We start from the raw sequence: 14,265 nt of genomic DNA, 5'->3' as shown, positions 1-14,265 counted from the left end.
CCATCCGGTCCTCGCCACCAGATTCTGGTGGCGAGGACCGGACGGTCAGAACCGGATCGCGTCGATCACCTTCACCCGGACGGCGATCAACGCGGGCACCAGGCCGGCCAGCGCCCCGACGGCGGTCGCCGCGACCAGCCCCTCGACCGCCGCCGAGACCGGGAAACCGGGTGCGTCGACCAGCGGGACGCCGCCGGCCAGCCACCGCTCCAGCGGCAGGTTCCGGACGATCGCCACCGACAGGGCGACGGCGGCGAGCCCCGCCAGGGCGGTGGCCACGACGCTCTCCAGCACGACCGCGGAGAAGACCCGCGCCGAGGTCGCCCCGAAGCTCCGCCGGACGCCGATCTCCCGGATCCGCTGGCGGACGGTGACCAGCCCGATGTTCAGCACCCCGAGACCACCGAGGGCCAGCACCACCAGCCCGGCGGCGCGGACGGCGAGCCGGAGCTTTGCGATGGTGTCCTCCAGGTTCTCCGGGTCCTGCCGGTAGGCCTGCACCTCCGCACCGGGCAGCAGCCGCGCCAGGTCTGCCTGGACCGCCGTGACGACCGCATCGGCCTGCGCGGAGGGCACCCAGAGCTCCAGCGTGGGCGGCGACCAGAACCCCGGGACCCCGGCCGCGGTGACGGCGTCACCGGCCGAGGAGTCGATCCGGTAGGCGCTCGGGAAGCCCTCGTTCCAGTCGAGCACCCCGACGATCGTGGCCAGCACCGGCTGGGGGCCACCGATCACCACGGTCGGCCGGGTGCTGAGGTCCGGCACGCCCAGCAGCGTCAGGAAGTCCCGGTTGACCACCAGCGCCGGCGACAGGCTCTGCCGGTCACCGGCGCGGAACCAGCGGCCCTCGACCGGCTGGATGCGGTGCAGCGGCCCGTAGGACGGCGAGACGCGCCGGGTCTCCACGGCCTGCGTGCCCCCGGGGAACCGGTACAGCCCGTTCTCCTGGGCGAGGGTGGCCACCGCCTCCGCCGGCAACCCGTACCGGGTCACCAGCGCATCGACCCCGGCGTCCCACTGCTGCTGCGGCACGCTCCCGGTCATCGGGTCGTAGGCGGAGACGCCGATGGTCGCCGTCCGCCCGCCGCTGGCCTCGGCCTGCTCCTGCTGCACCTGGGCGGCGATCTGGCCCAGCGCCGTCACCGTGGTCATCGCCAGCACGGCCAGGAAGACCCCGACGAGCGACAGCAGCACCCGGGCCTTGTGCACCCGGACCTCGCCCCACGCCTCGCTGAGCGTGCCCAGCAGCCCGGTCATGCGTCGGTCCGGTCACTGGTCGCCGCAGCGAGCGCGTCCCCGGCCGGGACCGGGGTGAGCCGACCGTGGTCGAGCCGGAACCGGCGCCCGGCCAGCGCGGCCACCGAGAGGTCGTGGGTGATCGTCACCAGGGCGGCACCGTTCTCGGCGGTCACCTCGGCCAGCAGCGCCATCACGGCAGCCCCGGTCTCGACGTCCAGCGCACCGGTCGGCTCGTCGGCGAGCACCACCCGGGGCCCGCGGACCAGGGCCCGGGCGATCGCCACCCGCTGCTGCTCACCGCCGGAGAGCTTCTCCGGCACCGACAGCGCACGGGGGCCCAGGCCGACCCGGTCGAGCATCGCCCGGGCGGCCCGGTTGCGGGTGAGGAAGTCCCGGCCGCGGGCGTAGAGCAGCGGCGCGGCGACGTTCTCCTCCGCGGTGCGCCGCGGCAGCAGGTTGAACTGCTGGAAGACGAAGCCGAAGGTCTCACCCCGCAGCCGGGACCGCCGCCGTCCACCGAGGGCGTCGGTCGGCTGCCCGTCCAGCAGGTAGGTGCCCGCGGTCGGGCTGTCCAGCAGGCCCAGCACGTTGAGCAGCGTGGACTTCCCCGAACCGGACCGGCCGACGATGGACACGTGCTCGCCGGCCGCGATGCTCAGGTCGACGCCGGCCAGCACCGGCAGCAGGCTCCCGTCGGGCAGCCGCACGTCCCGGCCGATCCCGGAGAGCTCCAGCAGGCTCACCCGTACGGCCCGCCCATGCCGTAGGGGTCGGCGGCCGCGTCGTCGGGCACCGGGACGAACTCCAGCACCGACTCCCCCTCGGTCAGGCCGCCGGTGATCTCCACCTGCTGCCCGTCGGTGAGCCCCAGGGTGACCGGTCGCTCCTCGGGGGTCCCGTCGGCGCCGGGCACCCAGACCACGCCGTTCTGCACCGAGCCCTGCACCGCGGTCACCGGCACCACCAGCGCGTCGGCGACCTCGCCGGCCTGGACGGCCACCGTCGCCGCCATCCCGGAGAAGACGGTCACCCCGGCCGGGACGGCGCACCGGGCGGTGGTGGTGGCGGTGATCGGCATGCCGGTCATCGGGTCCACCCCGGCGCTGGCCTGGTCCTCCCCGCTCGGCGGGGCACCGAGGGTGAGCCCGGTGCAGGTGAACGGCGCCGGACCGCCGGTGACGGTGACCTCGGCGGTGGCGGGCGGGCTCAGCAGCCGGAACTGGTCGGCCTGGGAGAGCGACGCGGTCACCGAGAGGGTGCCCGGGGAGATGGTGCCGACGGCGTCCCCCACGGCGACCACCTGGTCCTTCAGGACGTCGAGGGTGGCCAGCCGGCCGGCCGCCGTCGCGGTGACCGTCACCACCTTCACCAGCGGGTCGCGCGGGGTCGAGGTCGGGTTGCCCTCGGCGTCCGTGCCGACGACCGGGTCGCGCTCCTCCTCGAAGCGGACGTCCAGCAGCTTGTCGCCGACCGCCACCGGAGCACCGGCGCCGACGTGCAGCCGGCTCACCGTCCCGGCTGCGGTCGCCTTGACCGGCACCGCCGGGTCGGCGGCGATGGAGCCCTGCACGGAGACGGTGTTGGTCACCGTGCCGCGGGCGACCGGGATCGACGGTGACCCCAGGTCGACCCCGGGGGCGCTGGTGGCGCCGGTCGGGCTGGTCCCGCCGCTGCCGCGGAAGGCGAGGACGACGAGCGCCACCGCGATCACCGCCCAGATCAGTATTCGCAGCACGGGCAGGACCCAGGTCCGGACCACCGTCATGTCGGCTCTCTTCGTCGCGCGGAACGGAAGCGTGCAGAACCTAGCGGCCGGGAGGCCTCCCTGTGGTCATCCCGGCGACGGGATCGCCGCCCTGAACAGGTCCTCCTCCAGGTGGACGCCGTCCGGCCCGAGACGTGCCCACCGGCGACGGTTGACGGCCGGGCACCCGGGCATGATCGACCTGCCCGTCCCCCGCACCGCCCTGGAGGCCCCCGCATGTCCGAGCCCGTCGATTTCACCGTCTGGGCGCCACTGCCCGCGCGGGTCCGCCTGCAGGTGGACGGCGAGGTGCACGACATGCAGCGGGACGACGCCGGCTGGTGGCACGCCACGGTCCCCGCCTCCCCCGAGGCCGACTACGGCTACCTGCTCGACGACGAGCCGACGCCGCGCCCCGACCCGCGCTCCCGCCGTCAGCCCGACGGTGTGCACGGTCTCTCCCGCCGCTTCGACCCGTCCGCGTACCGCTGGGGCGACGGCGCGTGGACCGGGCGCCCGCTCGCCGGTGGCGTCGTCTACGAGCTGCACATCGGCACCTTCAGCCGCGAGGGCACCTTCGACGCGGCGATCCGGAACCTGGACCACCTGGTCGACCTGGGCGTCGACTTCGTCGAGCTGCTGCCGGTGAACGGCTTCAACGGCACGCACAACTGGGGCTACGACGGCGTCGCCTGGTACGCGGTGCAGGAGACCTACGGCGGGCCCGCGGGCTACCAACGCTTCGTCGACGCCTGCCACCAGCGGGGCCTCGGCGTCATCCAGGACGTCGTCTACAACCACCTGGGGCCGTCGGGCAACTACCTCCCCGAGTTCTTCCCGGTCTTCGCCGAGGGCGCGAACACCTGGGGCAACTCGATCAACCTCTCCGGTCCGGACTCCGACGAGGTGCGGCGCCACATCCTGGACAACGCGCTGATGTGGCTGCGCGACATGCACGCCGACGGCCTCCGGCTGGACGCCGTCCACGCGCTGGTCGACGAGCGGGCCACCCACGTGCTCGAGGAGATGGCCGCCGAGGTCGCCCGGCTCTCGGTCGCCGAGGGCCGCCCGCTCACCCTGATCGCGGAGAGCGACCTCAACGACCCGCGGATGGTCACGCCCCGGGTGGCCGGCGGCACCGGCCTGGACGCGCAGTGGAGCGACGACTTCCACCACTCCCTGCACACCCAGCTGACCGGCGAGGGGCAGGGCTACTACGCCGACTTCGAGGCGGCCGGGCTCGGCGGGCTGGCGAAGGTGCTCACCGGCGCGTTCTTCCACGCCGGCGACTGGTCCAGCTTCCGCCGGCGGCACCACGGCCGCCCGGTGGACACCGCGGCGCTGCCGGGCTGGAAGTTCCTCGCCTACCTGCAGGACCACGACCAGATCGGCAACCGAGCGGTCGGCGACCGGATCTCCGCCTCACTCTCCCCCGGCCTGCTCGGTGTCGGCGCCACCCTGGTGCTGACCAGCCCCTTCACTCCGATGCTCTTCATGGGCGAGGAGTGGGGCGCCGCCACCCCGTGGCAGTTCTTCACCAGCCACCCGGAGCCGGAGCTGGGCCGGGCCACCGCCGAGGGCCGGATCGGCGAGTTCGCCGAGCATGGCTGGGACGCCGCCGTGGTCCCGGACCCGCAGGACCCGGAGACCTTCACCCGCTCGAAGCTGGACTGGTCGGAGCTGGACCAGGAGCCGCACGCGCACGTGCTCGCGGTGCACAAGGCGCTGCTCGCGCTGCGCCGCCGGCACCCGGAGCTGGTCGACCCGGACCTGTCCGCGGTGCAGGTGCACTGGGACGACGCGGACCGGTGGCTGGTCGTGCACCGCGGGTCGTTGCGGGTGGTCGCCAACCTGTCCGACGAGCCGCGGGAGATCGACCTGGACACCCCGGCCACCCAGGTGCTGTTCGCCAGCGGGGAGCTGCCCGAGCTGGACGGGGCGCAGGTGACGGTGCCGGCGGAGAGCGCCGCCGTCCTGGCCACCCACTGAGCGTGCCGCCGCTCCCGCACGACCCGGCCGAGCTGGCCGACGCTTACCGGTTGGCCCCCGGCCGGCACCTGCGGGTCAACTTCGTCGCCTCGCTCGACGGCGCGATCAGCGTCGACGGCCGCAGCGGCGGGCTGGGGTCGGACGGCGACCTGCGGGTGTTCCGCACGCTGCGCGCGCTCGCCGACGCCGTCCTGGTCGGCGCCGGGACGGCGGCGGCCGAGGGCTACCGCCCGGTGCTCCCCGACTCCGCCGTCGGCCGGCTGCGCGCGCGACTCGGCCGCCCGGGGGTCTGCCCGGTGGTGATCGTGTCCCGGCGGGCGTCCCTGCGACCGGACGACCAGCTGGTCACCGCCGCCGTCACGCCGACCCTGCTGGTCACCTGCGCCGCTGCCGACGCCGACCAGCGTGCGGCGCTCACCGGCGCGGGCGTCGAGGTGCTGGTCTGCGGCGACGACGACGTGGACCTGCCGACCGCGCTGGACGCCCTGGCCGAACGCGGTCACGAGCAGGTGCTGTGCGAGGGCGGTCCGGCGCTGTTCACCGCCGCCCTGGCCGCCGGGGTGGTCGACGAGCTGGACCTGTCGATCGCCCCGCTGCTCGTCGGCGGCGGCCTCGGCCTGCTGCCGCACGCCCTGCCCTCCCCCGTGCCCGCCGAGCTGCGGCAGGTGCTGCACGAGGACGGCGTCCTCTTCACCCGGTACGACCTGCGCTGAGGCCTGGGTCCGGAGGGGCTGCCCGGCGCCGTCGGCGACTGCTTGACTGGCCGGCATGGACCTGCCCGTGAGCCCTCCGGTCAAGCCGATGCTCGCCAAGCCCGTCGCGAAGCTCCCCATCGGCGACGGCTGGTTCTACGAGCCCAAGTGGGACGGGTTCCGGTGCATCGTCTTCCGGGACGGCGACGAGGTCGAGCTGGGCAGCCGCAACGAGCGCCCGCTGACCCGCTACTTCCCCGACGTCGTCGAGGCGGTCAAGGCCCAGCTGCCCGAGCGATGCGTGGTCGACGGGGAGATCGTGGTGCCGCGCGGGGACCGGCTGGACTTCGAGTCGCTGCTGCAGCGGATCCACCCGGCCGCCTCCCGGGTCACCCGGCTGGCCACCGAGACCCCGGCGTCCTTCGTCGCGTTCGACCTGCTGGCACTGGGCCAGGAGTCGCTGCTGGCGACGCCCTTCGCCGAGCGGCAGGCCCGGCTGCGCGAGGCGCTGGCCGGCGCGCAGGCGCCGGTGTACGTCACCACGGTGACCTCGGACGCCGAGGTGGGGCAGCGCTGGTTCGCCGAGTTCGAGGGCGCCGGCCTGGACGGCGTCATCGCCAAGCGGGGCGACCAGCCCTACTCCCCCGACCAGCGGGTGATGACCAAGGTCAAGCACGTCCGGACGGCGGACTGCGTGGTGGCCGGCTTCCGCTGGCACAAGAGCGGGCCGGTGGTCGGCTCGCTGCTGCTGGGTCTCTACGACGACGCCGGCGCCCTCCAGCACATCGGCGTGGCGGCGTCCTTCTCGATGAAGCGCCGGGCCGAACTCGTCGAGGAGCTGGCCCCCCACCGGGCCGAGGCGCTGGACGGACACCCCTGGCAGGACTGGGCGAACGCCCAGACGGACACGGACGGCGAGCACCGGATGCCCGGGGCCACCAGCCGCTGGAACGCCGGCAAGGACCTGTCCTGGGTTCCGCTGCGGCCCGAACTGGTGGTGGAGATCAAGTACGACCAGCTGGAGGGCAGCCGGTTGCGGCACACCGGTCACTTCCTGCGCTGGCGCCCCGATCGGGACCCGCAGTCGTGCACGTACGAGCAGCTGGAGGTGCCGGTCCGCTATGACCTCGCCGAGGTCCTCGGCGGCTGAGGAGCAGCCGGGTCGGCGCGGACTGAGCGCATCCTCACGCCGAACCTGGCTGCCGCTGCCAGGTTCGGCTCCTACCCTTGCCGATCATGACCGCGCACCGCCGCCTGGCCACCGCCGGAGGAGCGTTCCTCGCTCTCGCCCTGACCCTCGCCGGGTGCACCTCCTCGGGAGAGGACGAGACGGCCGCGGCCGGTTCCTCCACGGAGGCCCCGCCGGCCGAGCTGGATGCGCCGCTGATCGAGTGGACCGACTGCGACAGCCAGATCGACCCGATCATCTCCGGGCGCCCCGGTTCGGAGCGCGACCTCGTCTTCTCCTGCGGGACGACGACGGTGCCGGTCAGCTACGAGGACCCCGAGGGCGGCACCCTGCAGCTGTTCCTGGTGCGGGCCGGCCTCGCCGGGCAGACAGACCCGATCGGCTCGCTGATGGTCAACCCCGGTGGCCCCGGGCAGTCCGCCGCCGATGCGGCCATCCAGGCGGCGCTGACCCTCCCCGAGGCGGTCGTCAACCAGTTCGACATCGTCGGCCTCGACCCGCGGGGGACGGGGCTGTCCACCCCCGTCGAGTGCATCTCCGACGAGCAGAAGGACGAGTTCTTCGCGGCCGACCCGCGGGCCACCGAGGCCGCCGCGCAGGACGCCCTGTTCACCCAGGTCGAGGAGGTCGCGGCCGGCTGCAGCGAGGAGTACCAGGAGGCGCTGGGCGCCTTCTCCACGGTGGACGCGGCCCGCGACCTGGACCTGGTCCGGCAGTCCCTCGGTGACGACCAGCTCAACTACCTGGGCTGGTCCTACGGCACCACGCTGGGCTCCACCTACGCCGAGCTGTTCCCCGAGCAGGTGCGGGCGATGGTGCTCGACGGCGCGGTGGGCCCCGACGCCACCCCGCAGGAGGCGGCCGAGGCGCAGGCCCAGGGCTTCGAGGCCGCCTACGACGCCTTCGCCGCCAACTGCCTGTCGCTGATCAGCGGCTGCCCGCTCGGGCCCGACCCGCGCGCGTTCCTCAACGACCTGCTCACCCAGGCCGCCACCGCGCCGATCCCGAGCACCCGGGAGGGCGAGACCCGGCAGGCCACGCCGGGCCTGATCCTGGGCGGCGTCCGCTCGGCGCTCTACCAGCCCTCGGCCTGGCCGCAGCTGGCCCAGTCGCTGGCTGCCGCCCGGAACGGTGACGCCGCCGGCATCCTGACCCTGGCCGACACCTACACCGGCCGCAACGACGACGGCACCTACAGCAACGTGGTCGATGCCAACCTGGCGGTGAACTGTGCCGACACCGACGAGGAGTTCAGCGCCTCCGACGTGCAGGCCCTGGTCGCGGACTGGAACGCGCGCTACCCGCTCTTCGGCGCCGACGCGGCTCTCAGCCTCTACACCTGCTCGGCGTGGGAGGCCCCGCGCACGCCCCTGCCCGAGCGGGACGCAGCGGGCAGCGCGCCGATCCTGGTCATCGGCACGCAGGGCGACCCGGTGACCCCGGTGACCGGCGCGGTCGACCTCGCGGAGGACCTGGAGAACGGGGTGCTGCTCACCTGGCAGGGCAGCGGGCACACGGCCTACCCCAAGACCGAGTGCGTGACGGCGGCCGTGAACGCGTACCTGATCGACCTCGCCGTCCCGCAGGACGGGGCGACCTGCCCGGCGTGACCGGCTCGGGCAGGATCGACCCCGCACCCGGTCCTGCCTGACCCGAACGGAGCCTCATGGCCAGCAGCAAGGACGCCGTCGTCCTGGAGCTCGACGGCCACGAGGTGCGGGTGAGCAACCCGGAGAAGCCCTACTTCGGGGACAAGGGCATCCGCAAGATCGACGTCGTCGAGTACTTCGTCGCCGTCGGCGAGGGCGTCCTGTTCGCGCTGCGCGACCGGCCGACGACGCTGGAACGCTGGCCGGGCGGGGTGTTCGAGGGCGCCCGGATGTCCACCCGCGCCGACAACACCGGCGACGCGTTCTACCAGAAGCGGGTGCCGAAGAACGCCCCCGAGTGGGTGCCGACGGCGCACATCAGCTTCCCCAGCGGACGGACCGCCGACGAGATCGCCCCGGACTCGGTCGCCGTCGTCGCGTGGTGCGCGAACCTGGGGACGCTGACCTTCCACCCGTGGCCGGTGTCCAAGGGCGACGTCGAGTCCCCCGACCAGGTCCGGATCGACCTCGACCCGCAGCCGGGCACCGACTTCTCCGACGCCGTGTGGGTGGCCCCGCACGTCCGCGAGCTGCTGCACGAGTTCGGCATGGAGGGCTGGCCGAAGACGTCCGGCGGCCGGGGTGTGCACGTCTACGTCCCCATCCAGCCGCGCTGGACCTTCCCGGAGGTGCGCCGGGCGGTGATCGCGTTCGGCCGGGAGCTGGAACGCCGCATCCCCGACCGGGTCACGATGAACTGGTGGAAGGAGGAGCGCGGCGAGAAGATCTTCATCGACTACAACCAGATGGCCCGGGACCGCACGATCGCCAGCGCCTACTCGATCCGGCCGAAGCCACACGCCCCGGTGAGCGCCCCGGTCGACTGGGACGAGCTGCCCGACGTCTCGCCCTTCGACTTCGACGTCCGGACCATGCCGGCCCGCTTCGCCGCCGTCGGTGACAAGCACGCCGGCCTCGCCGACCACGCTTTCGACCTCACTCCCCTGGTCGAGCTGGCCGACCAGCAGGAGCGGGACCTCGGGCTGGGCGAGATGCCGTATCCCCCTGACTACCCCAAGATGCCCGGCGAGCCGATGCGGGTGCAGCCCAGCCGCGCGAAGAAGGTCCCCACCGCGGAGGACTGACCCAACGGGACAGCGCTAGCGTCCCACCGTGCCCGAACACCCGACCCAGGCCTGGGACCTGGTGGCGCAGGGGCGCCGGCACCGGGTGGAGGCGACCGGTTCGGTGTCACGGACGGTCCGGTGGAGCGTCGACGGGCGGGTGGTGGCGGCCAAGAAGTCCGCCGAGGACACCCTGCGGCTCAAGCCCGGAGACCGGCTCAAGGGCGAGCCCGACGCCCGCCCGGACGACGAGCCGACCCGCGCAGACCCGGACGTCGGCTTGGTGACGGTCCAGTACACCGCCCTCGGGAAGCCGAAGCGGGCGACCTGGCACCCCGGCGGCAGCGTGGGCGCGGCGTTCGGCGCCGGCGGGATCGATCTGGAACCGGAGGCGGGGTCGCCGGCCGCGGTCCGGGAGGAGCGGATCCGGCAGCGACCCCGTCGGTACGCGGTGCTCGCCGTGGTCGGGGGCGTGGCGAAGGTGGTCCTCCCGCTGCTGCTCGGGCTGCTCGTCGTCCGGCTGGCCGTGGCCCTCCCCTGGCCCGACTGGGACCTGCCGTCGATCCCGTGGCCGGACGTCGACCTGCCGTCGATCCCCTGGCCCGACGTGGACCTGCCGGACTGGGAGGCCCCCGCCTGGGTGCGGTGGACCGCCGACAAGGCGCAGTACGTCTGGCCGATCCTGCTGGCGTGGGTGCTGGCGCGGCGGGAGATCCGGCGCCGGCGAGAGCAGGACGCCCTGCGGGCACAGCGCCGGGCGGAGCAGCAGGCCGAGGCCGGCCCCGGGGACGACGACCGGCCGCCGTCCGCCTGACGGGCACGGTCACCGGACAGCGTTCGGCGCACGTGACGCCGCCACCTCACCCGCAGGGGTGAGCCGGTCGGCGTCGGCTGTCGCGTGAGGCGGTTCCTGTCGTTGAGGAAGCGTTCGGTCCCACGGTCAGACAGGCGACAGGAGCGGGGTCATGCGGGTCGCGTTCCTGGTGTACGGCGTGCTGTACGTCGTCATCGAGGTCGTCGGGTACCAGCTGGAGCAGGTGAGCTGGCCCGAGCTCACGCCCCTGGACGTGGCCAGCGCGCTGACCAACGCCTTCCTGACCGTTGCCGTCCTCGTCGCCGTGCTCGTCGGGATCGACCTCGCCGGACAGCGCTGGCGCCGCCACCTGCGGGCGGTCGTGTCGGAGCGGGCCCGGCTGGCGCTCGAGGAGTGGGCGACCCCCGAGCCGCTGACCGTGCAGGCCTGGCGGCCGAGGCCGCTCGCACTCCCCGCTGCCCGACCCCGTCCGACGGTGAGGAGCAGGACCGGCCCAGCTCAGGAGAACCGCACGCCAGGTGCCTACGCACCGAACGCCTACGCCCGCCAGGCCTGGTCCGAGGACGCCGCCCGGGACGCCTCCGGACGCCTGCTCTGACCCTCCGCACGACGGCCCGGATCGGCTCGCCGGGGATCTTTGTGCCCCTGACCTCCCACAGATCGCCAGAACCCGCTAGGGTCGTACTCGTCGGGAAGGCCCTGCGCATTGGCAGGACCCCGACGCACGACCTCAGCTAGGAACGAGCAATGCCCGAAGGAACAGTGAAGTGGTTCAACGCAGAGAAGGGGTTTGGCTTCGCCACCCCGGACGGCGGCGGCCCGGACGTCTTCGTCCACTACTCGGCCATCCAGACCAGCGGGTACCGCTCGCTCGATGAGGGCCAGCGCATCTCGTTCGACATCGAGCAGGGCCAGAAGGGCCCGCAGGCGGCGAACGTCAACCCGGTCTGATCCACAGACCGAGGAGCTGAACGCAGCCCTCTCGAACCACCGACAGTGCCCCCGCCCGAGCAATCGGGCGGGGGCACTGTCGCGTCCGGCCCCGGTGGTCAGCGCGCCCGGGGCACATACCCGCCGATCAGGGCGGACATCAGCAACGCCCCGTCGTCGGGCCCGATGGCAGCTGCGGCATCGGCGAACGTGCGCCAGCGTTCCCGTTCGACGTCGGTCATCGCTCCGGCGGCCCGGGCGCGGGCCTGCTCCAGGAGCCGGTCCCACTCGCTCTGCGGCGTGGGCCAGAGACCGGTGAGCCGGCGGGCCTCACCGGAGACGGCGGTGAACCGGACGATCTCCCCGGCGTGGTTGGTGAGCGCCTCGGCGTAGCCGGCCGTGACCAGGGCGTTGGCCGCGGAGACGACCTGCGGCTTGGGCAGGCCGCTGGCCGGCACGACGGCTCCGAGGTAGGGGGCGCTGCCGTGCGGGGGCTCGTCGATGAGCCGGGCGATCGCCCGGAGCACGGGGAGATCGCGGGTGAACCAGGTGTCGGCCAGGGGCTGCGGGGTGCTCATGGTTCCTCTCGGCGGACGGCGGCGCCACCGGACGCGGCGCCGGGCTCACGGTACGAGCACCTGGCCGCGGCACCGCGGCCGCACAGCCCGGGGCGTCCGACGGCTGATTAGCAGAGCGAACTTCGTTACCGGATGTTGATCGACCCTTGCTCTGGGCGATGACAGGATCGAGGGGTCCGCCGCCCAGCACGCGAACTCTCCGTCCGCCCGTCCGAGGAGACCCGTGACCCGACGCAGCACGTCCCGCGCCGTCCGCGGCCGAGTCCTCGGCCCCGTCATCGGTCTGGCCCTGGCAGCGTCCACCATCGGCGCGGCCGGTGCGGCCTCGACCGCCGCCGGTCCGCCGACCGTGGTGGTGGCCGCGGCAGACGGGCTGACCGACCCCGGTCACCCCGCGCCTGCCCCGGCCGCTGACCCCGATCCGACTGCCGGCGTCATCGACGACGGCCCGACCGCGACGGTCACCGAACCGTGGCCGCTGAGGGAGGAGCCGGTGACCGTCCTGGGAACGGGGTTCTCGCCGGAGGAGAAGGTCACCGCCGAACTCCCCGCGCGCCTGCGGGGGCAGCTCGGTTCCGGGGTGGCCGGTCCGGACGGCAGCGTCTCCCTCACCGTGCGGGCGCCGATGGTGCTCCAGGCAGGCGCGCACGAGGTGCTGCTCCGAGGCACGTCGGGTGCCACCGCGAGCACGAGCATCCAGCTCCGCCCGCTGGTCGAGGACCAGCTCACCCGGCTCGCCCGCTGGTGGCCGCGCAGCTGAGCGCACGCTCCGGCAGCAGGTCCGGGCGCTGTCGACCGGGGCGGCACGGGCCCCGGCGCAGGTGGCGGAGCCGCCGTACCGTGGGGCCATGACCACTTCCGCCCACCAGCCCCAGGTCGTCAAGAGCGACGAGGAGTGGCGCGCCCAACTGTCGCCGGAGGAGTACGCCGTGCTCCGCCAGGCGGGCACCGAGCGGCCCTGGACAGGTGAGTACGTCGACACGAAGGCGGTCGGCACCTACTCCTGCCGAGCCTGCGGCGCCGAGCTGTTCCGCTCCGAGACCAAGTTCGACTCGCACTGCGGCTGGCCGTCGTTCTACGAGCCGTCGGAGCAGGACAACGTCGTCCTCCGTGAGGACCGTGCGCTCGGCATGGTCCGTACCGAGGTCGTCTGCGGCAGCTGCCACAGCCACCTGGGCCACGTCTTCGCCGACGCCCCCCAGACCCCCACCGGCGACCGCTACTGCATCAACTCCGTGAGCATCAAGCTGGACTCCCCCGACGCCTGACCTCGCAGCACACCGAAGGCCCGTCCCCCACCGGGGACGGGCCTTCTGCGCAGTGGGGCACGAGTACGAACCGGCCGCTCTGTCGCGCCAGCGACCCCGCGGGACCCGGCGCGGGCCCGGAGGGTCCCGCCGGGAACCGCGGCCAGCGGCTCCGTGATCCGGACGCGGGGCCGGAGGCTCCCGGCCGGATCACGGCCAACGGCTCAACGCAGCCCGGGCACGGCTCCTGACCGCGGTGCGATCCTCAGCGGTGCGATCCGGAGGATCGCCAGAGTCAGGGCAGGTCGGCCACCAGCTCTGCGACCTGCTTGCGGGTGCCGGTGTAGAACGGCACCTCCTCGCGCACGTGCCGGCGGGCGCGGCTGGCCCGGAGGTCGCGCATGAGGTCGACGATGCGGTGCAGTTCGTCGGCCTCGAAGGCGAGCATCCACTCGTAGTCGCCGAGCCCGAAGGAGGAGACGGTGTTGGCCCGCACGTCGGGGTAGGGCCGGGCCTGCATGCCGTGCTCCTTGAGCATGTCCCGCCGCTCCTCCTCGGGGAGCAGGTACCACTCGTAGGAGCGCACGAACGGGTAGACGCAGACGTAGCGGCGCGGCTCCTCGTCGGCGAGGAAGGCCGGCACGTGGCTCCGATTGAACTCGGCCGGGCGGTGCAGCGCCATCTGCGACCAGACGGGCTCGAGCCGGCGACCCAGGGTGGTGCGGCGGAACCGGCCGTAGGCCTCCTGCAGCGCCTCCGGGGTCTCGGCGTGCCACCAGATCATCAGGTCGGCGTCGGCCCGCAGGCCGGCGACGTCGTAGACGCCGCGGACGACGACGTCCTTGCCGGCCAGCTCGTCGAAGAGCGCGGTGACCTCGTCGGCGGCGGCGCTGCGCTGGTCGTCCTCGAGCGGCCGGGCCAGCTTGAACACCGACCACATCGTGTAGCGGATGAGGGCGTTCAGCTCGTTCGCCCGCTTGCCGATGCTGCGCTCTTCGGTCTGCTCGCTCATGTCCTCATTGTGGACCGCCGGCCGGCGGCGCGACGCGGAACGTCGATCCACCCCGGTCGTGAGGCCGGACACGCGTGCATGCGGCCGCCGGGACCGGGAACAACACCCGCCATCCGGA

The 14,265-nt window shown here is 73.7% G+C and carries 15 protein-coding genes; 10 read left to right on the top strand and 5 right to left on the bottom strand.

All coding sequences use genetic code 11. The features are described 5' to 3' along the window. Positions 1–45: 45 nt before the first annotated feature. Genes O2W18_RS08275 through O2W18_RS08265 form a run of 3 tightly spaced genes read right to left on the bottom strand, consistent with a single transcriptional unit; the run spans position 46 to position 3,004 of the window. Positions 46–1,257 carry an ABC transporter permease gene (locus O2W18_RS08275; RefSeq protein ID WP_269187066.1) on the bottom strand — a complete coding sequence of 404 codons (1,212 nt, stop codon included), beginning with the start codon at positions 1,255–1,257 and terminating at the stop codon, positions 46–48. Further along, positions 1,254–1,982 (bottom strand): ABC transporter ATP-binding protein, encoded by a 729-nt coding sequence (locus O2W18_RS08270; protein ID WP_269160438.1) that lies wholly within the window; start codon positions 1,980–1,982, stop codon positions 1,254–1,256. Before O2W18_RS08270 ends, O2W18_RS08275 begins: the two co-directional genes overlap by 4 nt. After that, entirely contained in the window at positions 1,979–3,004 is a 1,026-nt protein-coding gene (locus O2W18_RS08265) for an efflux RND transporter periplasmic adaptor subunit (protein WP_269187065.1), read from the bottom strand. Before O2W18_RS08265 ends, O2W18_RS08270 begins: the two co-directional genes overlap by 4 nt. Before the next feature lie 216 nt (positions 3,005–3,220). Here O2W18_RS08265 and treZ point away from each other — a divergent pair, with 216 nt between their 5' ends. From treZ to O2W18_RS08225, 8 genes are all read left to right on the top strand, one after another. Continuing rightward, positions 3,221–4,972, top strand: coding sequence for a malto-oligosyltrehalose trehalohydrolase (gene treZ, locus O2W18_RS08260; protein WP_269187064.1), 1,752 nt, complete (start codon positions 3,221–3,223; stop codon positions 4,970–4,972). A gap of 2 nt (positions 4,973–4,974) precedes the next feature. Next, positions 4,975–5,685, top strand: a complete 711-nt coding sequence (locus O2W18_RS08255; protein WP_269187063.1) for a dihydrofolate reductase family protein — start codon at positions 4,975–4,977, stop codon at positions 5,683–5,685. 55 nt (positions 5,686–5,740) lie between these two features. Continuing rightward, on the top strand, positions 5,741–6,814 hold the full coding sequence (locus tag O2W18_RS08250; protein WP_269187062.1) for an ATP-dependent DNA ligase: 1,074 nt from the start codon (positions 5,741–5,743) through the stop codon (positions 6,812–6,814). An 86-nt stretch (positions 6,815–6,900) separates the two neighbouring features. Continuing rightward, positions 6,901–8,463 carry an alpha/beta hydrolase gene (locus O2W18_RS08245; RefSeq protein WP_269187061.1) on the top strand — a complete coding sequence of 521 codons (1,563 nt, stop codon included), beginning with the start codon at positions 6,901–6,903 and terminating at the stop codon, positions 8,461–8,463. A 56-nt stretch (positions 8,464–8,519) separates the two neighbouring features. Beyond that, positions 8,520–9,587: a DNA polymerase domain-containing protein gene (locus O2W18_RS08240; protein ID WP_269187060.1), complete on the top strand. Its 1,068-nt coding sequence runs from the start codon at positions 8,520–8,522 to the stop codon at positions 9,585–9,587. Between the two features lie 28 nt (positions 9,588–9,615). Beyond that, positions 9,616–10,380, top strand: a complete 765-nt coding sequence (locus O2W18_RS08235) for a hypothetical protein (RefSeq protein WP_269187059.1) — start codon at positions 9,616–9,618, stop codon at positions 10,378–10,380. Between the two features lie 151 nt (positions 10,381–10,531). Then, on the top strand, positions 10,532–10,978 hold the full coding sequence (locus tag O2W18_RS08230) for a hypothetical protein (protein ID WP_269187058.1): 447 nt from the start codon (positions 10,532–10,534) through the stop codon (positions 10,976–10,978). 149 nt (positions 10,979–11,127) lie between these two features. Continuing rightward, positions 11,128–11,331: a cold-shock protein gene (locus tag O2W18_RS08225; RefSeq protein ID WP_014741881.1), complete on the top strand. Its 204-nt coding sequence runs from the start codon at positions 11,128–11,130 to the stop codon at positions 11,329–11,331. A 98-nt stretch (positions 11,332–11,429) separates the two neighbouring features. On the opposite strand, the gene O2W18_RS08220 is transcribed toward O2W18_RS08225, so the two are convergent. Continuing rightward, positions 11,430–11,888 carry a hypothetical protein gene (locus O2W18_RS08220; RefSeq protein WP_269160448.1) on the bottom strand — a complete coding sequence of 153 codons (459 nt, stop codon included), beginning with the start codon at positions 11,886–11,888 and terminating at the stop codon, positions 11,430–11,432. Positions 11,889–12,111: 223 nt separating this feature from the next. Between O2W18_RS08220 and O2W18_RS08215 the strand changes: the two genes are divergently transcribed. Both O2W18_RS08215 and msrB read left to right on the top strand, forming a co-directional pair. Next, positions 12,112–12,648: a hypothetical protein gene (locus tag O2W18_RS08215; RefSeq protein ID WP_269187057.1), complete on the top strand. Its 537-nt coding sequence runs from the start codon at positions 12,112–12,114 to the stop codon at positions 12,646–12,648. A gap of 88 nt (positions 12,649–12,736) precedes the next feature. Next, positions 12,737–13,156, top strand: coding sequence for a peptide-methionine (R)-S-oxide reductase MsrB (msrB, locus tag O2W18_RS08210; RefSeq protein WP_269187056.1), 420 nt, complete (start codon positions 12,737–12,739; stop codon positions 13,154–13,156). 274 nt (positions 13,157–13,430) lie between these two features. On the opposite strand, the gene hemQ is transcribed toward msrB, so the two are convergent. Then, on the bottom strand, positions 13,431–14,147 hold the full coding sequence (hemQ, locus tag O2W18_RS08205) for a hydrogen peroxide-dependent heme synthase (RefSeq protein WP_269187055.1): 717 nt from the start codon (positions 14,145–14,147) through the stop codon (positions 13,431–13,433). Positions 14,148–14,265 lie beyond the last annotated feature (118 nt).

The sequence above is a fragment of the Modestobacter sp. VKM Ac-2983 genome (assembly GCF_026967885.1).
In the GTDB taxonomy this organism is placed as follows: domain Bacteria; phylum Actinomycetota; class Actinomycetes; order Mycobacteriales; family Geodermatophilaceae; genus Modestobacter.
The sequence above is the reverse complement of the archived record's forward strand: the minus strand, read 5'-3'. Positions and strand labels throughout refer to the sequence as shown.